Raw genomic sequence first — 26,048 nt, 5'->3', positions numbered from 1 at the left:
TCCCGAAAATTCCAAAATATACTGTATGTATAAACAGTATTTATTGGAGGTTTTATGGCGTTCCCATCCCCAGCTGCTGATTACGCCGAAAGCCGGATTTCTCTCGATCGGCAGCTGATCAGCCATCCTGCAGCGACTTACTTCATGCGGGCTATGGAAACGCATTTGCGGGCAGGGATAGTGAAGGGCGCATTGCTCGTTATCGATAACTCGGTAACAGCATGTGATGGTTCAATTCTGGTCTGCGAGCTGGAAGGTGGGTTCCAACTGCGGCGCTTACGTCTCTATCCGCGGAAATGCCTAGAGCGGATGGATACCGGAGTGAGGGAGCATTACGGAGATGCCGGAGAGGGCGTAGAGGTGTTTGGCGTCGTGACGTACATCATCAATGATGCGCGAACCGACGAGTTTGATGATAACCCGTGTATGTGAATCGTCGATGTTTGCGCTAGTTGATGTTAATTCGTTTTACGCCTCGTGCGAGACAGTATTCAGGCCAGATCTGCGGGGTAAACCTGTCGTTGTTTTGTCGAATAACGACGGCTGTGTGATTGCCCGGAGTGCGGAAGCCAAAGTGCTCGGTATCAAGATGGGAGAACCGTATTTCAAACAGCGGGATTTGTTCCAGCGCTACGGCGTGGTGTGCTTCAGCAGCAACTATGAGCTGTATGCTGATATGAGCAACCGCGTGATGACTACGCTGGAAGATATGTCTCCCCGCTGTGAGATTTACTCCATCGATGAGGCTTTCTGCGACCTGGCCGGAGTCAGAAACTGCCGGGATTTAACCGACTTCGGAAGGGAGATTCGTGCGGCAGTTTTGCAGCGTACGCGAATGACGGTCGGCGTAGGCATAGCGCAAACAAAAACCCTGGCCAAGCTGGCGAATCATGCTGCGAAGCAATGGCAAAAGCAGACGGGAGGCGTGGTTGATTTATCTAACACGGACAGGCAGCGGAAGCTGATGGCTGCGCTGCCGGTTAGCGAGGTTTGGGGCGTCGGCCGGCGCATATCAAAAAAGCTGGAAACTATGGGCATCAATACCGTTCTCCAGCTTGCGGACACCGACATTCGATTTGTCCGGAAGCACTTCAATGTGGTACTGGAGCGTACGGTTCGCGAGCTACGTGGTGAGCCTTGCCTCGGGCTGGAAGAGTTCGCCCCGACGAAGCAGGAAATTGTGTGTTCCCGTTCCTTTGGTGAACGCGTCACAGAGTACGAACAGATGCGCCAGGCTATATGCAGTTATGCTGCCCGGGGTGCAGAAAAGCTTCGCGGTGAGCATCAATACTGCAGGTATGTTTCAGCATTCGTAAAAACGAGTCCGTTTGCAGTGAATGAACAATATTACGGCAACCATGCATCAACGAAATTACTCACGCCAACGCAGGACACGCGGGATATTATCGCGGCCGCCTGCAGGTGCCTGGATGCTATCTGGCAGGATGGCCACCGATTTCAGAAAGCAGGGATCATGCTGGGAGATTTTTTCAGCCAGGGCGTGGCTCAGTTAAACCTGTTCGACGATAACGCACCCAGGCCCAACAGCGAGCAACTGATGAAGGTGCTGGACCATCTTAATGCGAAGGACGGAAGAGGGACGTTGTACTTCGCCGGGCAGGGTGTCCAGCAGGCATGGAGGATGAAGAGAGATATGCTTTCACCTCATTACACTACACGTTTTGTTGACTTGCCTAAGGTAAAATAATGTTGCTATGTGCTGGCAGTGATTTCCCCATTTCTCCCCAATAAATCTCTAAGTCAAATGATGGTTTGGACTTTTATCTGGGCATCAACATTTGGATAGTTTAGTTAGGGGTATAAGTTCGTCATCCGCCCATCTCGAATCCTCTTCAAAAGCCCTCCTGTCGCTGGTTGATTGATATCTACCTTTACGGTGTTATCCCGGAATACGTGCCCTCGACCATCCTTAATCGATGGCGGGAAAATGCGCCCCTCTCTGACCCATCGATGTACTGTTTCAAGGCTGCGTTGCCGTGGCTGACGTGTGTTCCAGTTTTGTCCTCATAACTTTATTAACAATGCTGCACAGTACCCCACATCTTATCGCAGACAACAAAAAAAACGGCTCGGTGGTTGGGATGAAATATATATTACATACAATCGGTTATGGTGTATTTTGTCCGGTTGGAACTCAAGCGCATCAAGAAATTAGGTAGAAAAAAAATCAAGTTTTTAGGGGGTGTAATCAAGGAAAATCCATAGCTTGAGCCGATCGTTTGATTTTTCTTGATTGGTTCTGTCGATCATTGTATATTCTGATCATCACCAGATTGAGGTAAGCCAATGTCGAAAAATATCTTTAGTTACGCAGAGTTTTATGGCTTCCTCCAGGCTCTACCGGACTTGGGTATTGTTCCTGAGGCGACTGCCCGAAACTTGAAAGAATCGTCCCTTCGGTTGTTTAATGTCACCTCGCCACTTCCTGAAACTGATATTCGCGACTTAGACGTTAACGAAGTGGTGGGAGATTATAAAATGTTTTCGTCAGTGGATGTTTCACGTGCAACTATTCAGTCATATAAAAGCCGATTACTTTCCGCCATTCAGAAATTCGTTGAATTCCAACAATTAAAATATGGGGTAGTGATGGAGAGCATTCCTCAAGAAGAATCAGTTAAACCAAAGCGTCGCAAACGAGTAGATGGTAAACACGAGAATGCTTTGGAAGCGATAAAAACATTTGCGCTCCCTATACCTATTCGCGATGGGTTGATTCTTAGAATTGAAAATATGCCAATGGATTTGAGCTTTGATGAGGCCGAACGCATAGCTACTATCATCAAGTCATTTGCCATCAAATAGTAAAAAAGCCCCGCTGCAAACGGGGCTTTTAGGGTCGGAAATACTGCAAATATTTCCGGAGTGTATGGAGGATTGCCCACCGCTACACCTATATATCAACGGAATTAGGATAGCGGTTCTCCAAATAAACTACAACCTGTACGGGTAAACAGGCTGTATACAAAAACAGGAGAAAAATCATGGCTCATGATGCAAATCGTAATGACTTCATCTACGAACACGACAAGCCGGTTTATGTCCGCAGCTACTGCCGCGTCCGTTTCGGTGAACTCGAAAATGTTCGTCAACACTTCCGTTCTTACCCGAACTGCTGAAGATAACTAAAATCCCCCGGCCAGCTTGGCTGGGGGTTTTTATCTCAGCGGACTCTCTCATATCTACTCACAATCAACTCACTTCGTTATCTGACCGCCTGTCCTGCCATCAAAGTAGGAACTAGCTCGCCGTAATGTAACCGGCTGTAACTAAACGAAGTTATGTGAGGGTGATAGCTACATAAGAGCTAAGCTGCCCCGCCGTAACAGGGCGGTAAATTTTAAGCTAATGACGCCATGCATCGGCAATCTTTTTCCCAGCGTAAGCTCTCTTGCCGCGCCACCTCTCCCAGCCTCATGATCTCTTCAATGGTCAGGTTTTTAAGATTGTCATGCCCGATCACCACATAACCACACCGACGCAGCATTTCCGTGTGACCATCAACGGTGGCCACAAGCTCTTCAGGGCGTAATGCGTTCATTGCTACCACCTGGCCCCGATCGTTCACATCAGTGATATAGCGAAAGGCGCTGCCGGCAGGGAACATTGGCAGAGTGGGAAGGGAAGGTGGCGCGGTATATTCTCTCAGCTGGTTCTCCATGCGATCGAACTCGGCAATGTAGGCTTCTTTAAATGCCGCTGCCTTTTTGCCAGTAAATCCCATCACCAGGAAGAAGAAGCCGTTACGTGTCATTTCGTAGGCTTCGATCTCGCGTTCGTCAAAGCCTGCCTGGGCATTTACTACGACGGCTGAAAAGTTAGCCGTCGTGAAGTTTGCCGAGCAATCAAGCAGCCTAATTTTCTGTAAAACGTTTTTATGCTCTTTGCCAAAGAAGTTGGCAACGGCGATCGAGGTGGTAACGGCGCGGTTATTGTTGACGGTGATTTCAGGTGTTACTGAAGATAGAAGATCGCTCATGATGAAATTCCTTGTAAGTAAGGATAATCACCACTACTGACGCCAATCAGTGGGTGGTGAGGCGTACAAGGTTGGCGTAACCGGTCATCACGAAACCCGGCGAGCCTTTCGGCTCCCTTGCACACCCCACCATAATTTGGGTGCGGCTGTGCTTAGCGCATAAAAAAACCGCAAACGCGGCTATGCGTCGTGATGTAGTCCGGGACGCCAATCCCGGCACCAGATTTTGCTGGTGCACGGCGAGTATCGAAAAAAATCATCCTGGTGTCAATTTCCTGTCAAAAAAAGTGCCTTTTCAAATCCGATTTAGGTCCGATTTTGGGGGCAAATTTGGGGGCAAAATCGCGTTTGGGGGCAGATTTGGGGGCATGTCAATGACTGTATATGTCCCCAGGTGTCTGTTTTTAGTTCCTTTCAAGTGGCTGATAATTATATAAAATATAAGATTATCAATAACCTAAAAATTACGGTACTATACCCCCCTACAGTACCAAAGGGGCGGTTATGCCACACTCTCCGGAAGACAAAAAACGCATTTTGACCCGCGTCAGGCGCATTCGCGGCCAGGCGGAGGCGCTTGAGCGCGCGCTGGAAAACGGCGATCCGTGCCTCGCCATTTTGCAGCAGATCGCCGCCGTTCGCGGCGCGGCCAACGGCCTGATGGGCGAAATGATGGAAATTCACCTTAAAGATGAGCTGGTCAGCGGCGACACGTCTGAAGAGCAGCGTGCGCTGCGGATGGCGGAAGTCGGGAATTTGCTGCGCTCTTATCTAAAATAAAAACACCCCCACCAAAAGGAATAAAACGATGAAATCACGTGCTGCGGTGGCCTTTGGGCCGGGTAAACCTTTAGAAATTGTTGAAATCGACGTCGCGCCACCGCAAAAAGGTGAAGTGCTGGTGAAAATCACCCACACCGGCGTTTGCCATACCGATGCTTTTACGCTGTCCGGCGATGATCCGGAAGGCGTGTTCCCGGCGGTGCTGGGCCACGAAGGCGGCGGCATCGTGGTTGAAGTGGGCGAGGGCGTGACCAGCCTGAAGCCGGGCGACCACGTCATTCCGCTGTACACCGCAGAATGCCGCGAGTGTAAGTTCTGTAAGTCCGGCAAAACCAACCTCTGCCAGGCGGTACGCGCTACTCAAGGTAAAGGGCTGATGCCGGATGGCACGACCCGCTTCTCCTACAAGGGCGAGCCAATTTATCACTACATGGGCACCAGCACCTTTAGCGAATACACCGTTGTGGCGGAGATTTCTCTGGCGAAGGTAAACCCTCAGGCGCCGCTGGATAAAGTGTGTCTGCTTGGCTGCGGCGTAACCACCGGCATTGGCGCAGTGCACAATACGGCGAAAGTGAAAGAAGGCGATACCGTCGCGGTATTTGGCCTCGGCGGGATCGGCCTGGCGGTGATTCAGGGCGCGGTGCAGGCAAAAGCCGGGCGCATTATTGCCATTGATACCAACCCGGAGAAATTTACTCTCGCCCGCGAAATGGGCGCGACCGACTGCATCAACCCGAAAGATCACGAGCAGCCAATTCAGGATGTGATCGTCGAGCTGACCGACGGCGGGGTGGATTACAGCTTCGAATGCATCGGCAACGTGAACGTGATGCGTGCTGCGCTGGAATGCTGCCATAAAGGCTGGGGTGAGAGCGTAATTATCGGTGTGGCTGGCGCAGGTCAGGAAATTAAAACCCGTCCATTCCAGCTGGTGACCGGCCGCGTATGGCGTGGCTCGGCGTTCGGTGGCGTTAAAGGCCGTACTCAGCTGCCGGGCATGGTGGAAGACGCCATGGTGGGTAAAATCAATCTCGATCCGTTCATCACTCACCGTATGCCGCTGGATAAGATCAACGAAGCATTTGATCTGATGCACGAAGGCAAATCTATTCGGACCGTGATCCACTTCGGCGAAGAATAAGCCGTAAAAGCAGTAAAAAGGGAAGGCTTAGTGCCTTCCCGTATTGAGCGACAACATTGGGAGGCTAAAAGCCTCCCTTTTGTTTATTGTTGCAGGTCGAAACGGTCAAGGTTCATGACTTTCGTCCATGCGGCGATAAAGTCTTTGGTGAATTTCTCTTCCGCATCCTGGCTGGCATAAACTTCGGCCAGCGAGCGCAGTACGGCGTTAGAGCCAAAGACCAGATCGGCACGGGTGCCGGTGTATTTCACTTCCCCGCTGAGGCGGTCGCGGCCCTCAAACAGTTCAGAACTTGCGTCGGTGGCTTTCCACTCGGTGCGCATATCCAGCAGATTGACGAAGAAATCGTTGGTCAGCTCGCCCGGACGAGAAGTTAACCCGCCGTGCTGGCTTTCATCGTAGTTAACCCCCAGCGCACGCAAACCACCAATCAGCACCGTCAGCTCAGGCGCGGTCAGCGTCAGCTGCTGCGCTTTGTCGATCAGCAGCGCTTCGGTTGACGTAGCGTTGGCGACGCGACGGTAGTTTCTGAAGCCATCGGCGGCCGGTTTCAGCAGCTCAAAGGATTCGATGTCGGTCTGCTCCTGAGTGGCGTCAACGCGACCCGGCGTAAACGGCACTTTGCTGTGGCTGGCCTTCTCAATACCCACCACGCCGGCCAGCACGATAACATCGGCCAGAGACGCTTTACCGGAGGCCTTTTGAATCGCTTCCAGCACCGGCAGGGCGCGAGCCGCAACGGCGTTTACTTCCCAACCACGCTGTGGAGCCAGAGCCAGTCGGGCACCGTTCGCGCCACCGCGTTTGTCGCCGCCACGGAAGGTTGAGGCTGAAGCCCACGCGACAGACACCAGTTCGCTGACGGACAGGCCTGAATCAGCAATAGCGTTCTTCAGCGAGTCAATGTCTGCGCTGGACGGTGCGTGGGTGGCTTGCGGTAACGGATCCTGCCAAATCAGATCTTCTTTTGGTACTTCCGGCCCGATGTAACGTGCTTTTGGCCCCATATCGCGGTGCGTCAGTTTATACCAGGCGCGGGCGAAGGCTTCGTTGAAGGCCTGTGGGTCGTTCAGGAAGCGGCGAGAAATTTTCTCGAACTCCGGATCGAAGCGTAGCGTAAGGTCGGTCACCAGCATCGTTGGTTTACGTTTTTTAGCCGGGTCAAACGGATCGGGAATGATATCCGGGCCGTTGGTCGCCTCAAACTGAATGGCGCCTGCCGGGCTGCGGGTTTGCACCCAGTCATAGCCGAACAGGTTTTCAAAGAAGTAGTTGCTCCACTGGGTTGGCGTTTGCGTCCAGACCACTTCCAGGCCGGAAGTGATGGCATCTGCGCCGACGCCGCTGTTGTAGCTGCTTGCCCAGCCAAGACCCTGCGATTCGAGCGGGGAAGCTTCCGGATCTGCGCCCACGTGGGTGGCGGCGGCAGAGCCGTGCGTTTTACCTAAAGTATGGCCGCCGGCAATCAGCGCGACGATCTCTTCGTCGTCCATGCCCATGTTGCCAAAGGTGGCGCGGATAGCAGGCGCCGCAGAAAGCGGATCGCCGCTGTGCTCAGGGCCTTCCGGGTTCACGTAAATCAGGCCCATTTCGGTGGCGCCCAGCGGGGCCTGAGCCAGAGATTCCGGGTGGCGGTGCTCCAGCCACTCTTTTTCGCTACCCCAGTTCACGTCGAGGTCTGGTTCCCACACGTCTTCACGACCGGCACCGAAGCCAAAGGTACGGAAGCCCGCGTTTTCCAGCGCCACGTTACCGGCAAGAATAATCAGGTCAGCCCAGGAAATTTTCTGGCCGTATTTTTGTTTAACAGGCCACAGCAGGCGGCGGGATTTATCGAGACTGACGTTATCTGGCCAGGAGTTCAGCGGAGCAAAACGCTGTTGACCGCGGCCGGAACCACCGCGGCCGTCGCGGGAGCGATAGGTGCCCGCGCTGTGCCACGCCATACGGATAAAGAGACCGATATAGCTGCCCCAGTCGGCAGGCCACCAGGACTGAGAATCTGTCAACACTGCTTTGATGTCGCCTTTCAGGGCGTAGTAATCGAGTTTGCTAAATTCTTTGCGGTAGCTGAAGTTGCCGTCCAGCGGGTTAGAGCGGTTGGAATGTTGGTTCAACAGGTCGACGCGCAGCTGATGCGGCCACCAGTCCTGATTGCTGGTCCCTTCGCCGGCGATATCCGTGCTCTGGCCGTGGTGAAATGGGCACTTTCCTGCGCCCGCTGAGGAAGCGTCGTGTAAGTCAGTAGAATTGCTCATTTTGCTCTCCGTTATATGTATGCCCGCTAACGATAGTCTGTACGATCGATAATTAATATCTGGATGGGCCTACGAATTTGATAGCCATTACCTTTTAAACGCAAAATTTTACGACCCTATAATTTTAGTTCTGATTGGTTGATTTGCAGGAAAAACCCGTCTGATTGTCTGGAAAATAAACGAAGCGGAAGCGTGCTGGCTGGAGAGGCAAGAGGGGACAGATGAACGCACACCCAGGGTGGCGCTCATCCGTGGAGAGCGGTTACTGAGCAGTCGGTTTCAGCAGGGTATTCTCCGGGGTTTTCTGCGCCAGGAATTGCTGCTGGAAAATGCACATCCGAATGGCATCGCGGTACTGACCGTTGATAAAAAATTCGTGGATCAGCTCGCCTTCGACGATAAAGCCCAGCTTTTTGTAGATATGGACCGCTTTCTCGTTCTCTTTGTCGACAATCAGGTACAGCTTGTAGAGGTTGAGCACGGTAAAGCCGTAGTCCATCGCCAGCCTGGCGGCGCGAGAGGCGAGCCCTTTGCCCTGAAACTCCGGGGTGATGATTATCTGAAACTCAGCCCGGCGGTGAATATGGTCGATTTCTACCAGCTCAACCAGGCCCGCGTTCACGCCGTTGCAGTCGATAACAAAGCGACGTTCGCTCTGATCGTGGATGTGTTTATCATACAGGTCCGAAAGCTCAACGAATGCTTCGTAAGGCTCTTCAAACCAGTAGCGCATGACGCTGGCGTTATTGTCTAACTGATGGACGAAACGAAGATCTTCGCGCTCAAGGGGGCGAAGTCGGATAGGCGGTGGGTTACTCATAGCAAATCCTTGCGCAGATGGTGGCGAGGCTTCTTATGCAGAAGCCTCGTAGAGGTAGGGATGATTATGGATTAACGGCGCGGCCGGTGCGACGATCCAGGCAGCGCAGGGTGTTCGGCTCCCAGTAGGCGTTCACGTTGGCGCTCTGCTGGCATTTGTCGAAGGTATCCTGCGCGGCATCCTGTTTATCCCAGTTTTTATCGCCACGTGCAGATTCACGGTCAAAGACCTTTTCGTTATGGCGATTGATTTTCTGGCGCAGGCCGCGGGTGTCGTTCCACTGCTCTTTTTCTTCCGCCGCACGCTGGCGGGTCAGAGAGTTCTCTTGTCCCCCGACGCCGTTCCCGGCCCCCTGAACAACGACAACGTTGGTGTCTGCCTGAACCGGTACGGAAACAATGAATGCGGCACCCAGCAAGGCTAACGGCATCCATGACAGAGACTTACGAAGGATTGAGTTCATTAAGATTTCCTTTTAGGTTTAACGCTACTAATCATATCATTGGGCTTGATTAGCGCCTAATTGCGCCTTTCATGGACACCATTATTACTGAAGAAAAGACAATATGATCAAAACAACGCTGCTATTTTTTGCTACCGCGCTGGCGGAGATTATTGGCTGCTTCCTGCCGTGGCTATGGCTCAAGCGTAACGGCTCGCCGCTGTTATTGCTGCCGGCAGCGCTGTCGCTGGCGATGTTTGTCTGGCTGCTGACGCTGCATCCTGCCGCCAGCGGGCGGGTCTATGCTGCCTATGGCGGAGTATATGTTGTCACCGCGCTGCTTTGGCTGCGCGTTGTGGACGGCGTGAAGCTGAGTATTTATGACTGGACCGGAGCCGCAATTGCCTTCTGCGGTATGTTGATCATTGTTGCGGGCTGGGGCCGGGCCTGAATTTATTCGCCGCGAATAGCAAAAAAGAGAATAAAAAAACGGAGCTGCAACGGCTCCGTTTCTATTTATACCGCAAGAATTATCCTTCGCGGTGCACGCTCAATCCGGCAAACGACTGGCTAACCGGCATCATTTCCAGGGTATTAATATTGACGTGTTTCGGTAATGTTGCCACCCACCAGACCGCCTCGGTAACGTCTTCCGGCGTCAGCGCGTTGGCGTTCTCGTAGGTTTTCCCGGCTTTGTCATCGTCGCCTTTAAAGCGCACGTTGGAAAACTCGGTGCCGCCGACCATGCCCGGTTCGATATCGGTCACGCGAACGGCGGTTTTGTGCAGGTCGGTACGCAGGTTAAGGCTGAACTGACGCACAAAGGCTTTGGTTGCTCCGTACACGTTGCCGCCAGCGTAAGGCCAGCTTCCCGCCGTAGAACCGATGTTAATAATATGGCCGCGATTACGCTCGACCATCCCCGGCAATACGGCGCGGGTCATGTAGACCAGGCCCTTGTTGTTGGTATCGATCATGTTTTCCCAGTCGTCGACGTTGGCTTTATGCGCAGGCTCCATGCCCAGCGCCAGCCCGGCGTTATTGACCAGAATATCAATCTGCTGCCATTGGGCAGGCAGGCTAGCCAGCGCTTCTTCTATAGCGGCGCGGTTGCGTACATCCAGCTGCAGCGTAAGCAGGTTGTCGCCCAGCTCTTCTTTAAGCTCAAGCAGGCGTTCCTGACGGCGGCCGGTGGCAATAACCTTGTGGCCATTTTTAACGAAACGGCGGGTAATGCTTTCGCCAAAGCCCGCGGTAGCACCCGTAACCAGTACAATCATCTCTCTGTTCCTCAACGCTTTTGTCCTGCACTACCTTAGCACGCTAACGGGCCTCGGTAATCTTAGTTTTCTTTTAAGAAACGTGTCGAAATACGCTATAACTAACCCACATTTCAGGTTACCGGGAGTAGAGGATGTTGCACAGCAACCCGTTTTTCCAGCCGAGCTTATTGCCTTATCAGGCGCCGCATTTCGATGAGATCACCCACGAGCATTACCGCCCGGCCTTCGACGAAGGTAAGCGAGTCAAGCGTGAAGAAGTTGCCGCCATCGCCGGTAACCCGGCAGCCCCGACGTTTGACAATACATACCTGGCTCTGGAGAAAACTGGCACGATGCTCGGGCGTGTCACCACCGTTTTCTACGCGATGACTTCGGCGCACACCAATGATTTCCTCCAGCAGCTGGACGAAGAATTCTCCACCGAACTGGCCGAGCTGGCGGATGAAATTCGCCTGAACGACGTCTTATTCTCTCGTCTTAATAGCGTTTATGAGCAGCGCCACGATCTTAATCTTGATGCAGAATCCCTGCGGCTGGTGGAAGTTACCTGGCAATATTTCAAGCTGGCGGGCGCTACGCTCGGCGAGCAGGACAAAACCCGCTTGAAAGCGCTGAATAAAGAGAGCGCACAGCTGACAAGCCAGTTCAATAACCGCCTGCATGCGGCAGATAAAGCCGGTGGGCTGGTAGTGGAAAGCGTTGAGGCGCTTGAAGGCTTAAGCAGCGCGGAAATTGCGGCGGCGGCGCAGGCTGCTGCCGACAAAGGTCTCGAGGGGAAATGGTTACTTCCATTGCTCAACTTTACCCAGCAGCCGGCGCTGCAAAGCCTGAGCAATCGGGCAACGCGACAGGCGCTTTTTGAGGCTGGCTGGACGCGTTCCCAGCGTAATGATGCCCACGATACTCGCGCTATTGTCGCTCGTCTGGCCACGCTGCGAGCCGCTCAGGCAAACCTCTTAGGCTTTGAAAACTATGCCGCATGGAAAATGGCCGACCAGATGGCGAAAACGCCTGACGCGGCGTTACGCTTTATGCGGAACATCGTGCCTGCCGCAACCGGGCGTGCCCGCCGCGAGCTGAAAGACATTCAGGACGTGATTGACGCTCAAAAAGGGGGCTTCCAGGCTGCGACATGGGACTGGCAGTTCTATGCCGAACAGGTGCGTAGCGCGAAGTACGATCTCGACGAAGGGCAAATCAAACCCTACTTTGAACTTAACGGCGTGCTGACCAATGGCGTCTTCTGGGCCGCCAGCAAGCTCTTCGGGCTGCGTTTTGTGGAGCGCTTTGATATCCCGACTTATCACCCGGATGTGCGTACCTGGGAAATTTTCGACAAAGACGGCCGTGGTATGGCACTGTTTTACGGCGATTTCTTTGCCCGCGATAGCAAAGGCGGCGGGGCGTGGATGGGGAATTTTGTTGAGCAGTCCACGCTGTTTGACGCAATGCCGGTTATCTACAACGTCTGCAACTATACGAAACCCGCTTCCGGCGAGGCCGCGCTGATTTCCTGGGATGACGTAGTGACGCTGTTCCACGAGTTCGGCCATACGCTGCACGGCCTGTTTGCTACGCAGCGTTATGCGAGTCTTTCAGGCACCAACACGCCGCGTGATTTTGTGGAGTTCCCGTCGCAAATCAACGAGCACTGGGCGAGCCATCCAGAGGTCTTTGCTAACTATGCCCGTCATTACCAGACCAGCGAACCGATGCCCGAGTCGCTGCGCGGCAAGCTGTTCCGCTCCGCGCAGTTCAACAAAGGCTACGACATGACCGAACTGCTGGCGGCGGCGCTGCTGGACATGAACTGGCACAGCCTGGCGCCAGATGCGGAAATTGACGACGTGACGCGTTTTGAAGCCGAAGCGCTGGAAAAAGAACATATTAATCTGGCAGAAGTCCCGCCACGCTACCGCAGCAGCTATTTTGCCCACATTTTTGGCGGCGGTTACGCGGCGGGTTATTACGCCTATATCTGGACGCAAATGCTGGCGGATGACGGCTATCGGTGGTTTGTGGAGCAGGGCGGACTCACGGCAGAAAACGGCCAGCGCTTCCGCGAAGCGATTCTCTCACGCGGCAACAGTAGCGATCTGGAAGCGTTATACCGTGACTGGCGAGGACACGATCCGCGCAGCGAACCAATGCTGAAAAATCGAGGTCTGGCCGAGGAATAATGTCGAAGAAAGCGCTCTCACTAGTGTAGCCACAGTGAAATCGCACTTAACGCAAACTGCAAAGCCCTGATTTGCGTTAAGTGCCTTAAAAATCAAACAGAATATATCCGTGCATTGTGCAGGGTTGATGGCTATAAATTTCTAACCTGCTCGGGAAAACGCAGGGTGCTTCTGGGTTACTTTGAATAATTACGGGGCCTGATCGATGTCGGCAGGCTCCCGGATTTTCACCTTCCGCGTTACGCTTCCGTTGACTCGTCGTCTTTGCCGTAGAAAAGCTTGCCAATTTTGATCAGCGGGCGATCATTCGCTTTTCTGTGCAGGTTGGTGTCGCGCAGGGAATAGACGCAGCCGCAGTACTCCTGCTGGTAAAACTGTTCGCGCTTGCTGATCTCTATCATCCGCGAGGAGCCGCCCTGTTTACGCCAGTTATAATCCCAGTAGCTCATGCCTTCATAAGGCGCCGCGGCGCGATGCCCGCAGTCGTTAATCTGCTGCATGTTCTTCCAGCGCGAAATACCCAGCGAGCTGCTGATGACGTTAAACCCGTTTTCGTGCGCGTACAGCGCGGTGCGTTCGAAACGCATATCGAAGCACATCGTGCATCTGACGCCGCGCTCCGGTTCCCACTCCATGCCTTTCGCCCGCTCGAACCAGTTGTCGGTGTCGTAATCCGCGTCGATAAACGGTACGCCGTGCTGTTCCGCAAAACGAATGTTTTCATCCTTGCGCAGCAGGTACTCTTTCTGCGGATGAATATTAGGGTTGTAAAAGAATACGGTGTATTCGATACCGGACGCGTGTATGGCTTCCATGACTTCGCCCGAGCAGGGGGCGCAGCAGGAGTGCAGCAGGAGTTTCTTTTCGTTATTAGGCAGTTGTAAAACTGGCCGGATAAATTCTTGCATAGCGATATTCCTGAAACGTACTTATTTTTTGCCAAAGGGTAGCAGGATTAAGGGCGCGGAATCACCATAAATAAGTAAAGATACTGATGTTTGGGAGGGGGACGCAGGGCGTGGGAATGAGTAGCGAAGAGCCGGTTTGCCCTTCGCTAATGGGATTTAGAGTTTTTCCAGCTCGTTCAGCACGGCTTCCGGCATGGAAGGGCGGCCGTTAGCCAGGCAGGTTGCCACAAACGTTGCTTCGGCATAAACCACGCCGTCGACCTTGATCTGCTGGGCGAAGTTTACGCGATTGCGTTTTTCGTTACGCTCAAGCTGGCAGGTGACCTCAACGTTGTCGCCCTTTTGCAGGCTTTTACGAAAGCGCAGCGAGTACTCCAGCACCATATAAAGCTTGCCCTGGCGGAACTCTTCCTCGATATCAATACCCAGCGCCTCACGCATGTAGGCGTGGCGAGTCCACTCCATGTAAAACGGATAGTACAGGCCGTCTACCACGCCCTGAAAATCGATATGGCTTTCATCAACTTCATAATGCTTAGAAAACATATAGCTGTCCTGATGTTATGTAGGTAAAAAGTTTTGCCAGCCAGAAAACGCTGCTCTGGCTGTTTTTTGCACAGTGCGTTAGTGGTACAATAGCCTCGATTTCACAACCAAACAGAGGAATACCATGGACACCGAGATAACCCCAGCCACCTTAGCGTTTGAATTTCTCCGCCGCGAACAAGAGCAGTTAACCCCCGCACAATTCCTGATCCGCCTGCAGCAGTTAAAGCTGGAGTTTGCCGATCTGCTGGGTTTAACCCACCTTGAGCTGCGTGAAGAAATCTCCCATGCGCACCGGTTGGGGATTCACTGATCCCTCTCTGTCAGCAGTGCTGCTTAAGAGCCACCCTTCGCGGTGGCTTTCTGTTTTTAGCGTGAAAAGAAAATCAGCTTCAGCCCCAAAATCCCCATCACGCCGCCCGCTAAGCGGTCAATCACGGTTTTAAAGCGCAGGTAGGCGTTGCGCGGTCTTTCCGAAGAAAGAACCAGCGTCACAATCGAATACCATCCCGCATCAATCACAAAGCACAGCACCGGCAGCACGACGTAATAAAACGCCGGGATTTCGCGCGGCAGCAGTGCGGTAAAAATACTGGCAAACACCACGGCGGTTTTCGGGTTGCTTAGCTGGGTGAACAGCCCGTCGCGGAACGTCGCCATCATGCTTTTATCGCTTTTCCCCACCGCGCCTACGTGCAGCGGCTCGCGCGAGTGCTTGATTATCTTATAAGCCAGCCACAGCAGATAAAGCCCCCCGGCTATCTTGATCCCGGTATATGCCACCGGCACCGCCAGCAAAAAGGCCTGTAGCCCCAGCAGCGCCATCAGTGAGAAAGCGGCCGCACCCACGCCTGTGCCCAGCGCGGTCACCAGCCCGTGTGCCCGGGAGCGTGCCACGGCATTTTGGGCGACATAAACAAAACTTGGGCCAGGGCTCATTGCGCCCAGGGTAACGGTGGCGGTGATAGCGAAAAGGGTGGTGATGGCGCTCATCTACGGGATCCTGTTGGTTGGAAAACAATTTTTTAACCTGAAAGCGCACAGGGTGACAACCGCAAGTGTGTGCCGATTTATTACCGCCGCTCGCGCAGCCTGTCGATCATCCATCGGCCCGCTGGCCCTGGCGGCGTTTTGTTCGACCACGCCACGTCCACCTCAAGCATTTGCGGCCAGCCGTCTACATTCAGCGGCTTAAGCACGCCGTGCCCGAACTGTTCAACCAGCCAGCTCGGTAAAATGCCCCAGCCAAATCCCTGCTCCGCCATCTCAAGCAGCAGCAGTAAAGAAGGAGACGACCAGACGGGGCCGTGTGCCGCCACGTTGCCAGGGCGGACAAAGGTTTTAAGCACCAGCTGGCGCACGGTATGCAGCTCATCCATGCGGACCTCTTTTTGTTTTGCCAGCCTATGATCGCGATGGATGAATATCGTCATTTCTGCGCCAACCTGGAGGCGGGCGACGGTGATATCCGGCGGATAACTCTCCTGAACCCGCAGCACGCCGACGTGGGCACGACCAATCTGCAGGCTATCAATCACGTCTTCATCTTCGGCAATGATGCACTCGAACTCGATATCCGGGTAGCGCTCGGAAAACTGCTTCAGGATGGATTCGTGATGGGCGGTTTGCCACATGTCAGACAAGACAAAAGTCAGCAGAGGCTCGACGTTGTCCGCCAGCCTGACGGAAACTTCATCCAGCCGCTCGCTGGCGGCAAAAATTGCCTGCACGTAGGGCAAAACTCGCTGTCCGTGTGGGGTCAGCGTCGGCTGCCGCGCGTGGCGGTCAAACAGCGTCACGCCAAGATCTGCCTCCAGATTGGCAATGGCGCTGCTGATGGTTGACTGGCTCTTTTTCAGCTTGCGCGCGGCGGCGGAAAAAGAGCCCGTTTCAACGGCCTGCAAAAAGGCTTCCAGTGATTCCGGAGAGTAACGCATGAACTATCGCTTTTATCGATGGCTGTTAGCTATATTATATCAATAATTGCGATGATAATGGCGACCTTGTGAAAAAGGAGTCATCAAAATGAAATCGCAAAACAACAGAAGCCTGTCTGAGCGCATCGTGCATGCCGTCGGCTTCGAAGTCATCGCCATTGGTATCTGTGCGCCAACCGCCGCCTGGCTGATGAACAAACCGCTGTTCCAGATGGGCGCTCTGGCCATCATGCTGTCCACCGTCGCGATGGTCTGGAACATTATTTATAACACCGGGTTTGATAAATTTTACCCGCCGTCACGCAAGCGCACGATGCCGCTGCGTATTGCTCACGCGCTGGGCTTCGAAGGCGGCTTTATTCTGATTGGCCTGCCGCTCGCCGCGTGGATGCTGAACGTCACGCTGCTGCAGGCGCTGATGGTAGAGATTGGCTTCTTCCTGTTCTTCCTGCCGTACACCGTGGTTTATAACTGGTGCTACGACTGGCTGCGCGCCAAACGCTTTCAAAGCGCAACCAGCAGAGAGATGAAAAAACAGTCCTGATTTGCAGGATTGTGCAAGCATCAAACAGGATTGCGCTACAGGAAACCGGGCGTGTTCGCCGACACTTTAAGCGTCAGACACAACCCCCTGGAGCGCAAAAAAATGAAAACCCTCGACACGCTTTATATTAACGGTCAGCACGTCACGCCGCACGGCACCGAGGTGCTGACCTTAATTCATCCGGTCAGCGAGCAACCCGTCGCACAGGTTCGCCTGGCGGACGAAGAAGACACCCGCCTCGCCATTGCCGCCGCCAAAACGGCTTTCCCGCAAATGCGTCTTTCCAGCCGGCAGCAAAGGATTCTCTGGCTACAACACCTGCACGATGCCGTCAAAGCACGCGAAGAAGAGCTGGTTGAAACCATGGTGGACGAATACGGCTGCCCGCTGGCTTTTGCCCGGAGCACCGTGACTCGCGCCTACAACAGCTTCCTGCAGGCGATCGATCTGCTAAAGGACTACTCGTTTGAAACCCAGGTGGGGATGGCGAAAGTGGTCATGGAGCCGCTGGGCGTGGTCGGCCTGATTACGCCGTGGAACGCCAACTATGGCTTCATCGCCGGTAAGCTGTCGATGGTGATTGCCTCCGGCAGTACCGCAGTTATTAAACCAAGCGAACTGAGTGCGCGCCAGACGGCTATCATTACCGAATGCCTGCACGATGCCGGTCTGCCAAACGGGGTGATTAACATTGTCACCGGCCTGGGTAACGTAGTTGGGGCAGAAATCACCCGCCACCCGGACGTGGCTAAAATCTCTTTCACAGGCTCAACGGCGGTGGGCAAAACTATCGCTCGCGACGGGGCGGCAACCATGAAGCGCGTAACCCTTGAACTTGGAGGCAAGTCTGCCAACGTGCTGCTCGATGATGTCGATCTCGAGACCGCCATTCCGCTGGCGCTGCAGGTGATGAGCTGGAACAGCGGCCAGGCTTGTATAGCCGGTACGCGCCTGTTAGTGCAGGCAGACAAACTGGAAGCCGTGAAAGCGCAGATCCTTAAACACCTGGCTATTCTGGTCCCGGGCAACCCGCGAGACGCAAAAACGACGATTGGGGCGGCTGTGACAGCGCGTCAGTACGAGCGAGTGCAGGATTATATTCGTACCGGGCTTGCCGAAGGCGCGGAGCTTCTGTGCGGCGGTGAAGGGCGTCCTGAGGGGCTTGAAAGCGGCTACTTTGTTAAACCGACGGTGTTTGTTAACGTTCGCAATGAGATGACCATCGCCCAGCAGGAAATCTTTGGCCCGGTGCTGTCGGTGATTACCTACCGCGATGATGCCGAAGCGGTCCAGATTGCCAACGATACGGTTTACGGGCTACAGGCCTACGTCAGCGGTAAAAACGCCGAGCGAACCGCCGCCGTTGCCCGTCAGCTTATTGCCGGGCGCGTGTTTGTGAACGGCGTTTACGATGAGCCGCTCGCGCCGTTTGGCGGTTTTAAACAGTCCGGTCTTGGCCGCGAATTTGGCACCTACGGGCTGGAAGCGTATCTTGAACCCAAAGCCATTATGGGACTGTAATATGCAACCACCTGAGCGGCCTGCGGGCCGCATTATCGAAGAGCTGTGCCAGCGCGTGGCCCGTCGCTACACGGCGGGCGGCAGCGGCGTGAAAGAGCTCAGCTGCGCTTTGCCGTGGCTCAGCTTTATCCGCATAGACCAGCCTACATTGCTGAACCGGGGCATGCTTTCGCCGTCGATGTGCATGGTGCTGCAGGGCAGCAAAAAGATGCTGATAGGTGACAACGTCACGGAATACGGGCCGGGCAGCTATTCGCTGGCGGCCGTGGATATGCCGGTTTCCGGCCAGGTTACTCAGGCCTGCGAAGAACAACCTTACTACGGGGTGCGCATCGATCTCGACGGCAAAGAAATAGCCGACCTGGTAGTGAACATGAACGTCGTGCTGCCGGACGGCAACGGCGAGAAAACCGGGGCCTGGGTGGCCGCCGCCGAAGAAGAACTCCAGGCCGCGTTCCTGCGCCTGGTCACGCTGCTGGACAGCCCGCAGCATCTGCATGCCCTCGCGCCGCTGATCAAACAAGAAATTCTCTACCGGCTGGTTATTGCCCCCGCCGGGGTATCTTTCTGGAAACAGGCATTAGGCTGGGCGCAGGGCAAAGGCGTGGGGGAAGCCATCAGTTGGATAAAAGAAAACTACGCCGAGCCGCTGGTCATCGACGAGCTGGCAAAACGAGTTGGCATGAGCGCATCCAGCCTGCATCACCGCTTTAAAGCCCTGACTATCATGAGCCCGCTGCAGTACCAAAAACAAATTCGCCTGCTGGAGGCACGCCGTCGCTTATTAAGCCGTGAAGGGGATGTGGCAAGCGTTGCCTGGAAGGTGGGCTATGATTCCCCCTCCCAGTTTAATCGGGAGTACCGCCGCGCGTTTGGCGCTTCTCCGCTGCAGGACATTGACGCCCTGCGCCAGCAGGGCACTTCGCTTTAGGCCGTTTTCCGCGCCACGATAAACAGGCGTGGGAACGGCATCAATACGTTACCGTCATGCTGCTTGCGGTAGGCGCGCTGCAGCAGCTGGTGATAGCGCTCAATAAACGCCTCATGCTGAACCGCGTCGAGCCCGTTCAGGTAAGGACGCAGGCCGGTTGAGCTTAACCATTCGATAATCGCGCGGGCAGACGGCATGACGTGGAAATAGGTTGTGCGCCAGATATCGACCGTACAGCCGCTTTCGGCCAGCAGATCGTAATACTCCTGGGCCGTCAACAAGGCTTCGCGGCTTGAGCGCGAGATCCCCAGTTCGTCTGCAACCTGGCGCATCAAAGTATGCGTGGGTTCCTGCCAGTTGTCGGGCATTTGCACCGCGAGCACGCCGCCATCGGCCAGCTGCGCGGCGAGATGCGGGAAGACCTGCTTATGGTTAGCAATCCACTGCAGGGAAGCGTTAGCAAAAATCACGTCCTGCCTGACCTCGGGTTGCCATGTGGCGATATCCGCCTCTTCAAAACGGCAGTCGGGTAGCGCGGTGCTGGCTTTTTGCAGCATAGCAGGAGAATTATCAAGCCCGGTAATGGTGGCTTTCGGCGCCAGATTGCGCAGCAGGGCCGTGGAGTTGCCGGGGCCGCAGCCTAAATCGGTAAAGGTCGTTGCGCCGGGGTGGTTGATTCGGGCAACCAATTCGGCGGCCGGGCGGGTACGTTCAGCTTCAAACTGCAAATAGAGAGCGGGGTTCCAGTCCTGCATCGTTTTATCCTCGTTGCTTTGCTAACATTGCCGACAAATTATTTTATACGCTATTGAAGGTAACGCATGGCTAAACATCCGGTTGGCAAATATTTGAGACTAGAGCTCACCCATAATGACAATGACCTGCTGATTTATGTGGTTAAAGGTAGCCGCATTGAAGATATGCCGCCTGACGAAGACGAGGATTATCCGGGTGAAATGCACCTTGCGATGCCGAAGATGAACCGAGAGCTGGACTCGGAGCTGGCGCGTTTGCTGGAGGAAGCGTCCGGGGGCGACGTTATCGTCATTATCTGTGCCGCAGATAGCGTGTTTGAGCACGGTTTTTCGCAGGTCAGGGCACTGCGTAAATAACATCAGTTACCCGGCACCAGGCCGGGTAATTTTTTCACGATGCTGCTTCAATCTTTCCACTCCGCTATTTCTCTCCATAATTATCAGAAGCGAAACGGTTAGTTACGCTCTGGGTGAGCTGGACGACTAGTTTAGACACACTCTTTTGGCATATTGATTAGCCTGTGCTGTCAGGAGTTTACTATGGATCGTCGCCATTTTATTACCTGTGTTACCGCCGGGCTACTTGCCGCGAAGGCGGGCGTTTCTTTTGCTTCCGCAGGCGTTAAGCGTTCGGTTATTCCGCTGTGGAAAGGCACGCCTCCCGGCGGCGGTGGGCCAGCCGGGAGTATTCAGACCTCGGCCCGAGGGGCGCAAAGCAATATTGCGTTTCCCATTCTGACCGTGATTGAACCCGAGTCACCTAATGGCCACGCCGTGTTGGTGGCCGCGGGCGGCGGCTACAAGCGCATTGAAATGGGGTCAGAAGCCTGGCCGGCGGCAGAATGGCTGGTGGAGAGAGGTTATACCGCGTATGTGCTGAGTTACCGTTTGCCGTCGGAAGCATGGGTTGACGGTAATCTGGTTGCATTCCAGGATGCGCAACGAGCGTTGAGACTTGTTCGTGAACGAGCAAACAACGTCAGCGTGCTGGGGTTTTCCGCCGGGGGGCATCTGCTTGGCCTGGCCGCCACGCGTACCGACTATCGTTCCTATCCAAAGCAGGATCGTTTAGACGACAAACCGGCATTCGCTGACCGCGCCGCGCTAATTTATCCGGTCATTACGCTGGAAAAACCTTACGAGCATACTTCCACCCATAAGATTCTTGTCGGCAAAGACGCTTCGTCTGCCGAAAACGCCGCATGGTCGGTGCAGAATTACCTCACGCCGCATTCGCCGCCGTTCTTCCTGGTTCAGGCGGAAGACGATCCGGTTTCTGACCCTCAAAACACGCTGATTATGGCGGCAGCCTGCGAACAGCAGCATGTTCCGGTAGAAATGCACCGCTACAGCAGCGGCGGCCACGGTTTCGGCATGGGTAAACCGGGGACACCCACGGTGAAATGGCCCGAGCATTACGCGAAATGGCTGGCAAAAAGTTAGCGCCAGGTAGCCATTTAAAATAACTATTACGCTTACCCCTCAAGAAATTTCCTCGCAATCCGATATCCAAAGGGATGTATTTCGGCAGGATGCCGACTCTATACGCAATGATGGCACGCAAATAACAATTAACTTTACGTGGTCAACATGGATATCAACGAAAAAATTAAAACCTTTGGTGAGGCTCTTAAAAACCGGCTCGATTCATCGCTTATTGACTTCGCGCTGGAATATATCGACTTTTCAGAGAACGTACTGGCTTTTGAAACGCTGTGTGGACATATCGCAAATTATCAGGTGCGCATTAGCCCTGAAGAATACAGGCAGGTATTGGATATTGCAGGGCAACTGGAGATCGATAATCACTATGCCGAAATCGATCCCCTGAGGAACTTATTAAATTAAACCCTGAAGGTCTTAAGGAAATCCAGCCTCAGGGTTGGATTATCCTTAGTGCTGATAAAATATATCGCCGGCCAGTGCCTGAAGAATTTTTCCTTCGGCGTCGGTAATTAATACGTAATTGCCGCCCATATAGGTCCAGTGGCTGCCGGCCTGTGGCGCAGGAAGATGGCGAAGCTGCCAGCTTTTGATGTTATAGGGTTCCGTGCGGTAGATGTCCGGCGCGATGTCGCCGATTTTGTACATTTTGAAATCTGAGGAGAATTCTTTTAGTTCATAGGACTGCGTAGACGTGCCGGGCGCAGTCGCTTTCAGCTGCTTATCCCCTGAATAGGCAAAGGCCAGAGAGGGCAGCGCGCCCGCGAGCCATACCGCCATTAATACCGCTACTTTTGTTGACTTGCGCATAAATTCTCCAGAGTGAATCCAGTCTGCTTTTGTTGGTCCCGAATAGGAAGACAACAAATTGTGCCGATTTACTCATTTCGCGCTGTATTTTTTTGTTAGCAAATCCTCCACCGTAACCGGCGGCAGAAAAGAAAACGCCTCCCGGAAAGTGTATTTCGCGAGAGGCGTGGTAGGTGGGGGAAGGTCACCGTTCATTAGTCATCCCATTTGTGGCTAAACCAGGCGGCAAGAAAACCGGAAAACAAGATGAATCCGAGTACTGCCATAAATACGTTCATGTTCCCTAACATAGTTAATCCTCCAGATTACTGCATTTCTATAGAAATACCTCGCGTGATAAAAAAGGGTTTACTCAGATGAGTGACGCCATCATACCGTACACAACTTAAACAATGACTAACCGCAGGTAAATTATTCGTTTTGTGAAGTAAATGAATTTCGATAAGCGCCGGGAGAAGTACGCAAGTGTTTCCGAAAGTGATGCCGCAGCGTTGCCGCTGAACCAAATCCCGTTTGTTCGGCAATAAGCTCTACCGACAACGCGCTGTTTTCCAGCAGTTCCCGGCAGCGCTTGAGGCGTGTTTGTAGCAGCCAGCGGGCAGGCGTAACGCCCGTTGCGGCCTCAAAGCGGCGTAAAAAAGTCCTCGGGCTCATGCCGACAAAAGCGGCGAGGCTTGCCACGGAATGCTGGCCGCTAAGCGTGCGCTGAAGATAATCAAACAGCGGCGCAAATCGTTCGCCTTCGTATTCTACGGGGACGGCCTGTTCAATAAACTGAGCCTGCCCGCCGTCGCGATGCGGCTGTACGACCAATCGGCGCGCAACGCTGTTCGCGGCCGCTGCACCGAAATCACGGCGGACGAGATACAGGCAAAGATCGATGCCGGCCGCGCTTCCTGCAGAGGTTAAAACGTCACCGTTGTCGAGGTAAAGCACGTCCGGAATAACGTCGATGTCCGGATAACGCGCCTGCAGCGCAGCCGTGTAGCGCCAGTGGGTGGTTGCCCGTTTGCCATTAAGCAAGCCAGCCGCGGCCAGAACAAATACGCCAGAACAGATGGACATAATGCGGGCACCGCGCATGTGCGCTGCCCTCAGGGCTTCGATCAGCGCCTCCGGGACAGGTGCATCAATACCGCGCCAGCCGGGGATGACAATCAGGCTGGCTTCAGCCAGCAAATCCAGCCCGCCGTCAACGGCCAGCCGAATACCGCCCATCGCCCGAAGCTCGCCGGACTCGATACCGGCCACGGCAAACCGGTACCAATTTTCGCCCATCTCCGGGCGCGGCAGGCCAAAAACCTCGACGGCCACGCCGAATTCAAACGTACAAAGGCCGTCGTAGGCGAGCGCCACAACGAGCGGAGAATCAGAGGTAACGGATAATTTTGTCATAATCTTTACGCTAATCGTCATTTATGCCAGCTGTCAAGCCGGCGCGGTTGTTTCAGAATCAAAGCTCAAACCAAAAGGAGAAGCGTATGAGCTATGTCACTGATTACCAGGCTGCTGCCCCAGAAATCGTCACGGCGCATTACCTGCAAAAACTGTCGCTTGAAACCGATTGTGCAGACGTCAACGCGGCGATTCACAGCGGTGATATCGACTTTGTTTTGCTGCACGTGGTGGGGTCTGACGAGGCATTTGCTCGCAGGCACCTGCCGGGTGCTATTCATTTACCGCACCGGCTTATCACCGAAGCCCGCATGGCCGAATGGCCCGCAGACACGCTGTTTGTGGTGTACTGCGCAGGGCCACACTGCAACGGTGCCGACCGCGCCGCATTAAAACTTGCGCAGCTCGGCAGGTTAATGAAGGTTATGCCCGGAGGCATTACCGGCTGGGCAGATGAAGGCCTGGCGTTCGGCTAAATCAGCGCCCGGATAACCATATCGCCGCCGAGCAGAACCAGGCAAACCAGGAAGCCGCGTTTAAAGGCTAATGGGCTGATGCGCCTGCGAATACGTTGGCCTGCGAACAGGCCGATAAGCGCGGCGGCCACCGCCATGACTGACGTGCTGATAGCGATTTCCTGCAGCGCGCCGTGCCACCAAAGCCCGGCCGCCAGTGCCAGGGTAGAAAAGGTGAAGGAAAGCCCGAGCGCCTGAACCAGTTCATCGCGCTCGAGGCCAAGCGACTGAATATACGGCACGGCGGGGATCACAAACACGCCGGTCCCGCCGGTCAACAACCCGGTGAGTAAGCCTATTAGCGGTGAAAGCCAGCGTTCATGGCGGGCAGGCACGTGCAGCGGTCTGGCAAAAAGCGTCCATAACGCATAGATAATCAGCGCAATGCCCAGCGCAATTGTGGTCGCGTGGCTGCTGCCCGAAGCTAACAGGCTGCTGCTGGCGATGGTACCCAGCACGATGGTCAGCATCATCGGCCACAGGCGCCTGAGCAATGCGGCCAGGTTACCGCCTTCATAGAGCTGGAAAATATTGGTCAGGAAAGAGGGCAGAAGCAGCATGCCGGCCGCCGCAACCGGGGAAATCAGCGATCCTAAAATGCCCATCGCCACGGTGGGTAAACCCATCCCGGTGACGCCCTTCACGGTTCCTGCGAGAACAAACGTGGCGGCAATCGCCAGGCTTAGCGTGATATCACTCATCAGCGTTTTCCTTGTGCGCGTCACGGCTGTCCTGCGGAGCTTGTTCACGGTCGAACATGCCATAATCCCGAATCACGCCTGCGACCCTTAGCCGGTAATCGGTAAAGACCGCGCAGCGGCCCTGTTGCTGGACGCTGCGATGCAGTTCCTGGTTGCGCCATTGCTGCACGGCGGCCTCATCGCGCCAGAACGAAAGCGAGAGAATTTTCCCCGGCTCGCTAAGGCTCTGAAAACGCTCAATGGAGATAAACCCCTCAATTTCTGCCAGCAGCGGCTTAAGCTCTGCCGCCAGCTCAAGATAGCGGCTATAGTGACCTTCTGCAGGCAGGACTTCAAAGATTACGGCGATCATCAGGTTGCTCCTTATGGTTATCTCCTGCTAACCCTAATTCATCGTCAGACAGGACGCTTCGCTGAGCATCGAAATATGGAAACACATTTTCTGGAATCCCGCCTTGCCGGCGTTGCCGCCGCCATTGCAGATAAAACCCGCGCCAGCATGCTTTGTGCACTCATGGATGGCCGGGCATGGACCGCAACCGAATTAAGCATTATGGCTGATGTGGCGCCATCGACCGCCAGTAGCCATCTGGCAAAGCTGATGGAGCAATCGCTTATTGCCTGCGTACAGCAGGGGCGGCACCGCTACTATCGGCTTTATAGCATCCAAATCGCCAGCGCGCTGGAGGGATTAATGGGGCTGGTTGGCCGCGATGACGCCGCATTACGCACTAAAACGCCCAGCAACCTTCGCTACGCCAGAACCTGCTACGACCATATGGCGGGTGAAATTGCGGTGGCGCTGCACGACGCGCTGTTTCGTCTTAACTGGCTGGAAGGTGAAGAGTACGCGGTCACCGCTCACGGTAAAGAGCAGCTGTTGCTTCTTGGGGTAAGCGCGGAGGCCGGTTCGTCCCGCCGTCGCTATGCCTGCGGCTGTCTGGACTGGTGCGAAAGGCGTGAACACCTGGGCGGGCAGTTAGGGAAAGCGTTGCTGCATGCCTGTGAGCAAAAAGGCTGGATGCGGCGGGATTTAGTCAGCCGCGAGCTGCACGTGTCGGCGAGCGGTAAGCGCAAGCTGGCGGGGATATTTGGAGTGACGCTTTGACAGACTGTCTGGCACTTGGTTGTT

The 26,048-nt window shown here is 54.4% G+C and carries 32 protein-coding genes and 1 pseudogene; 17 read left to right on the top strand and 16 right to left on the bottom strand.

Translation table 11 applies throughout. The annotated features are described in order from the left end of the window. Nucleotides 1-54 precede the first annotated feature (54 nt). Together ACE38U_RS09135 and ACE38U_RS09130 are read left to right on the top strand one after the other, a co-directional pair. Nucleotides 55-432, top strand: a complete 378-nt coding sequence (locus ACE38U_RS09135) for a HumD family translesion DNA polymerase (RefSeq protein WP_227317424.1) — start codon at nucleotides 55-57, stop codon at nucleotides 430-432. Nucleotides 433-439: 7 nt separating this feature from the next. Further along, complete coding sequence (locus tag ACE38U_RS09130; RefSeq protein ID WP_038472619.1) at nucleotides 440-1,708, top strand: Y-family DNA polymerase; 1,269 nt, start codon at nucleotides 440-442, stop codon at nucleotides 1,706-1,708. Nucleotides 1,709-1,812: 104 nt separating this feature from the next. Here ACE38U_RS09130 and ACE38U_RS09125 read toward each other — a convergent pair. Beyond that, nucleotides 1,813-2,010 (bottom strand): annotated as a pseudogene (locus ACE38U_RS09125) (excisionase); the annotation flags it as partial. Between the two features lie 297 nt (nucleotides 2,011-2,307). Between ACE38U_RS09125 and ACE38U_RS09120 the strand changes: the two are divergent. Together ACE38U_RS09120 and ACE38U_RS09115 are read left to right on the top strand one after the other, a co-directional pair. Continuing rightward, a complete protein-coding gene (locus ACE38U_RS09120; RefSeq protein ID WP_038472616.1) occupies nucleotides 2,308-2,826 on the top strand; it encodes a hypothetical protein in 519 nt (172 codons plus the stop codon). Nucleotides 2,827-3,005: 179 nt separating this feature from the next. After that, the gene (locus ACE38U_RS09115; RefSeq protein WP_268747018.1) at nucleotides 3,006-3,140 is read left to right on the top strand and encodes a hypothetical protein; all 135 of its coding nucleotides are present in this window, start codon (nucleotides 3,006-3,008) and stop codon (nucleotides 3,138-3,140) included. 221 nt (nucleotides 3,141-3,361) lie between these two features. On the opposite strand, the gene ACE38U_RS09110 is transcribed toward ACE38U_RS09115, so the two are convergent. Then, nucleotides 3,362-4,000, bottom strand: a complete 639-nt coding sequence (locus tag ACE38U_RS09110; RefSeq protein WP_052048939.1) for a Rha family transcriptional regulator — start codon at nucleotides 3,998-4,000, stop codon at nucleotides 3,362-3,364. Nucleotides 4,001-4,504: 504 nt separating this feature from the next. On the opposite strand from ACE38U_RS09110, the gene ACE38U_RS09105 reads away from it, so the two are divergent. Continuing rightward, nucleotides 4,505-4,780, top strand: a complete 276-nt coding sequence (locus tag ACE38U_RS09105) for a metal/formaldehyde-sensitive transcriptional repressor (protein WP_038472613.1) — start codon at nucleotides 4,505-4,507, stop codon at nucleotides 4,778-4,780. 28 nt (nucleotides 4,781-4,808) lie between these two features. Beyond that, nucleotides 4,809-5,927, top strand: coding sequence for an S-(hydroxymethyl)glutathione dehydrogenase/class III alcohol dehydrogenase (locus ACE38U_RS09100; RefSeq protein WP_375529569.1), 1,119 nt, complete (start codon nucleotides 4,809-4,811; stop codon nucleotides 5,925-5,927). Between the two features lie 83 nt (nucleotides 5,928-6,010). Here ACE38U_RS09100 and katG read toward each other — a convergent pair whose 3' ends face one another. From katG to ACE38U_RS09085, 3 genes are all read right to left on the bottom strand, one after another. Further along, on the bottom strand, nucleotides 6,011-8,185 hold the full coding sequence (gene katG / locus ACE38U_RS09095) for a catalase/peroxidase HPI (protein ID WP_038472608.1): 2,175 nt from the start codon (nucleotides 8,183-8,185) through the stop codon (nucleotides 6,011-6,013). Between the two features lie 262 nt (nucleotides 8,186-8,447). After that, nucleotides 8,448-9,005: a spermidine N1-acetyltransferase gene (gene speG / locus ACE38U_RS09090; protein WP_038472605.1), complete on the bottom strand. Its 558-nt coding sequence runs from the start codon at nucleotides 9,003-9,005 to the stop codon at nucleotides 8,448-8,450. Nucleotides 9,006-9,069: 64 nt separating this feature from the next. Continuing rightward, complete coding sequence (locus ACE38U_RS09085) at nucleotides 9,070-9,468, bottom strand: DUF1283 domain-containing protein (protein ID WP_038472602.1); 399 nt, start codon at nucleotides 9,466-9,468, stop codon at nucleotides 9,070-9,072. Nucleotides 9,469-9,571: 103 nt separating this feature from the next. Here ACE38U_RS09085 and ACE38U_RS09080 point away from each other — a divergent pair, with 103 nt between their 5' ends. Continuing rightward, a complete protein-coding gene (locus ACE38U_RS09080; RefSeq protein WP_038472600.1) occupies nucleotides 9,572-9,898 on the top strand; it encodes a YnfA family protein in 327 nt (108 codons plus the stop codon). A gap of 79 nt (nucleotides 9,899-9,977) precedes the next feature. Here ACE38U_RS09080 and ydfG read toward each other — a convergent pair whose 3' ends face one another. Continuing rightward, entirely contained in the window at nucleotides 9,978-10,727 is a 750-nt protein-coding gene (gene ydfG, locus ACE38U_RS09075; RefSeq protein ID WP_038472597.1) for a bifunctional NADP-dependent 3-hydroxy acid dehydrogenase/3-hydroxypropionate dehydrogenase YdfG, read from the bottom strand. Nucleotides 10,728-10,861: 134 nt separating this feature from the next. On the opposite strand from ydfG, the gene dcp reads away from it, so the two are divergent. After that, nucleotides 10,862-12,910, top strand: coding sequence for a peptidyl-dipeptidase Dcp (dcp, locus tag ACE38U_RS09070; RefSeq protein WP_375529568.1), 2,049 nt, complete (start codon nucleotides 10,862-10,864; stop codon nucleotides 12,908-12,910). A gap of 239 nt (nucleotides 12,911-13,149) precedes the next feature. Here dcp and ACE38U_RS09065 read toward each other — a convergent pair whose 3' ends face one another. Together ACE38U_RS09065 and ACE38U_RS09060 are read right to left on the bottom strand one after the other, a co-directional pair. Further along, on the bottom strand, nucleotides 13,150-13,818 hold the full coding sequence (locus tag ACE38U_RS09065; protein ID WP_176982680.1) for an epoxyqueuosine reductase QueH: 669 nt from the start codon (nucleotides 13,816-13,818) through the stop codon (nucleotides 13,150-13,152). Between the two features lie 156 nt (nucleotides 13,819-13,974). After that, entirely contained in the window at nucleotides 13,975-14,364 is a 390-nt protein-coding gene (locus ACE38U_RS09060) for an acyl-CoA thioesterase (protein ID WP_038472589.1), read from the bottom strand. Nucleotides 14,365-14,488: 124 nt separating this feature from the next. On the opposite strand from ACE38U_RS09060, the gene ACE38U_RS09055 reads away from it, so the two are divergent. Beyond that, nucleotides 14,489-14,677: a YdiH family protein gene (locus tag ACE38U_RS09055; protein ID WP_038472586.1), complete on the top strand. Its 189-nt coding sequence runs from the start codon at nucleotides 14,489-14,491 to the stop codon at nucleotides 14,675-14,677. A gap of 56 nt (nucleotides 14,678-14,733) precedes the next feature. Here ACE38U_RS09055 and ACE38U_RS09050 read toward each other — a convergent pair whose 3' ends face one another. Together ACE38U_RS09050 and ACE38U_RS09045 are read right to left on the bottom strand one after the other, a co-directional pair. After that, nucleotides 14,734-15,357, bottom strand: coding sequence for a LysE family translocator (locus tag ACE38U_RS09050; protein ID WP_038472583.1), 624 nt, complete (start codon nucleotides 15,355-15,357; stop codon nucleotides 14,734-14,736). 80 nt (nucleotides 15,358-15,437) lie between these two features. Next, nucleotides 15,438-16,301: a LysR family transcriptional regulator gene (locus tag ACE38U_RS09045; RefSeq protein WP_038472580.1), complete on the bottom strand. Its 864-nt coding sequence runs from the start codon at nucleotides 16,299-16,301 to the stop codon at nucleotides 15,438-15,440. A gap of 88 nt (nucleotides 16,302-16,389) precedes the next feature. On the opposite strand from ACE38U_RS09045, the gene ACE38U_RS09040 reads away from it, so the two are divergent. The 3 genes from ACE38U_RS09040 to ACE38U_RS09030 all read left to right on the top strand — a co-directional run bounded on the left by ACE38U_RS09040 (nucleotide 16,390) and on the right by ACE38U_RS09030 (nucleotide 19,297). Beyond that, nucleotides 16,390-16,845: a multidrug/biocide efflux PACE transporter gene (locus ACE38U_RS09040; protein ID WP_038472577.1), complete on the top strand. Its 456-nt coding sequence runs from the start codon at nucleotides 16,390-16,392 to the stop codon at nucleotides 16,843-16,845. A gap of 102 nt (nucleotides 16,846-16,947) precedes the next feature. Further along, on the top strand, nucleotides 16,948-18,366 hold the full coding sequence (locus tag ACE38U_RS09035; RefSeq protein WP_375529567.1) for an aldehyde dehydrogenase family protein: 1,419 nt from the start codon (nucleotides 16,948-16,950) through the stop codon (nucleotides 18,364-18,366). 1 nt (nucleotide 18,367) lies between these two features. Further along, nucleotides 18,368-19,297, top strand: coding sequence for an AraC family transcriptional regulator (locus ACE38U_RS09030; RefSeq protein WP_375529566.1), 930 nt, complete (start codon nucleotides 18,368-18,370; stop codon nucleotides 19,295-19,297). Here ACE38U_RS09030 and tam read toward each other — a convergent pair. Continuing rightward, nucleotides 19,294-20,052 carry a trans-aconitate 2-methyltransferase gene (gene tam, locus ACE38U_RS09025; protein WP_375529565.1) on the bottom strand — a complete coding sequence of 253 codons (759 nt, stop codon included), beginning with the start codon at nucleotides 20,050-20,052 and terminating at the stop codon, nucleotides 19,294-19,296. The genes ACE38U_RS09030 and tam overlap by 4 nt on opposite strands. Nucleotides 20,053-20,118: 66 nt before the next feature. Here tam and ACE38U_RS09020 point away from each other — a divergent pair, with 66 nt between their 5' ends. The 3 genes from ACE38U_RS09020 to ACE38U_RS09010 all read left to right on the top strand — a co-directional run bounded on the left by ACE38U_RS09020 (nucleotide 20,119) and on the right by ACE38U_RS09010 (nucleotide 21,900). After that, on the top strand, nucleotides 20,119-20,409 hold the full coding sequence (locus ACE38U_RS09020; RefSeq protein ID WP_038472566.1) for a hypothetical protein: 291 nt from the start codon (nucleotides 20,119-20,121) through the stop codon (nucleotides 20,407-20,409). A gap of 183 nt (nucleotides 20,410-20,592) precedes the next feature. Further along, on the top strand, nucleotides 20,593-21,495 hold the full coding sequence (locus ACE38U_RS09015; RefSeq protein ID WP_375529564.1) for an alpha/beta hydrolase: 903 nt from the start codon (nucleotides 20,593-20,595) through the stop codon (nucleotides 21,493-21,495). A gap of 147 nt (nucleotides 21,496-21,642) precedes the next feature. Continuing rightward, entirely contained in the window at nucleotides 21,643-21,900 is a 258-nt protein-coding gene (locus ACE38U_RS09010; RefSeq protein WP_038472561.1) for a MafI family immunity protein, read from the top strand. Nucleotides 21,901-21,945: 45 nt separating this feature from the next. Here the strand turns inward: ACE38U_RS09010 and ACE38U_RS09005 are convergent, their stop codons facing one another. From ACE38U_RS09005 to ftrA, 3 genes are all read right to left on the bottom strand, one after another. Continuing rightward, nucleotides 21,946-22,305 (bottom strand): RcnB family protein, encoded by a 360-nt coding sequence (locus ACE38U_RS09005; protein WP_038472558.1) that lies wholly within the window; start codon nucleotides 22,303-22,305, stop codon nucleotides 21,946-21,948. 194 nt (nucleotides 22,306-22,499) lie between these two features. Continuing rightward, nucleotides 22,500-22,595 carry a protein MgtS gene (gene mgtS, locus ACE38U_RS09000; RefSeq protein WP_008459108.1) on the bottom strand — a complete coding sequence of 32 codons (96 nt, stop codon included), beginning with the start codon at nucleotides 22,593-22,595 and terminating at the stop codon, nucleotides 22,500-22,502. Nucleotides 22,596-22,716: 121 nt separating this feature from the next. Next, entirely contained in the window at nucleotides 22,717-23,721 is a 1,005-nt protein-coding gene (gene ftrA / locus ACE38U_RS08995) for a transcriptional regulator FtrA (protein WP_375529563.1), read from the bottom strand. Nucleotides 23,722-23,786: 65 nt separating this feature from the next. On the opposite strand from ftrA, the gene ACE38U_RS08990 reads away from it, so the two are divergent. After that, complete coding sequence (locus ACE38U_RS08990; protein ID WP_375529562.1) at nucleotides 23,787-24,176, top strand: rhodanese-like domain-containing protein; 390 nt, start codon at nucleotides 23,787-23,789, stop codon at nucleotides 24,174-24,176. On the opposite strand, the gene ACE38U_RS08985 is transcribed toward ACE38U_RS08990, so the two are convergent. Together ACE38U_RS08985 and ACE38U_RS08980 are read right to left on the bottom strand one after the other, a co-directional pair. Next, nucleotides 24,173-24,916: a sulfite exporter TauE/SafE family protein gene (locus ACE38U_RS08985; RefSeq protein WP_375529561.1), complete on the bottom strand. Its 744-nt coding sequence runs from the start codon at nucleotides 24,914-24,916 to the stop codon at nucleotides 24,173-24,175. The genes ACE38U_RS08990 and ACE38U_RS08985 overlap by 4 nt on opposite strands. Continuing rightward, on the bottom strand, nucleotides 24,909-25,268 hold the full coding sequence (locus ACE38U_RS08980) for an antibiotic biosynthesis monooxygenase family protein (protein WP_375529560.1): 360 nt from the start codon (nucleotides 25,266-25,268) through the stop codon (nucleotides 24,909-24,911). The genes ACE38U_RS08985 and ACE38U_RS08980 overlap by 8 nt, the downstream gene beginning before the upstream one ends. Before the next feature lie 75 nt (nucleotides 25,269-25,343). On the opposite strand from ACE38U_RS08980, the gene ACE38U_RS08975 reads away from it, so the two are divergent. Beyond that, nucleotides 25,344-26,024: an ArsR/SmtB family transcription factor gene (locus tag ACE38U_RS08975; protein ID WP_375529559.1), complete on the top strand. Its 681-nt coding sequence runs from the start codon at nucleotides 25,344-25,346 to the stop codon at nucleotides 26,022-26,024. Nucleotides 26,025-26,048 lie beyond the last annotated feature (24 nt).

The sequence above is a fragment of the Cedecea selenatireducens genome, from assembly GCF_042138895.1.
Taxonomy (GTDB): domain Bacteria; phylum Pseudomonadota; class Gammaproteobacteria; order Enterobacterales; family Enterobacteriaceae; genus Cedecea; species Cedecea selenatireducens.
Note: the sequence above shows the minus strand (reverse complement) of the source record. Positions and strands in the feature narration are given on the sequence as shown.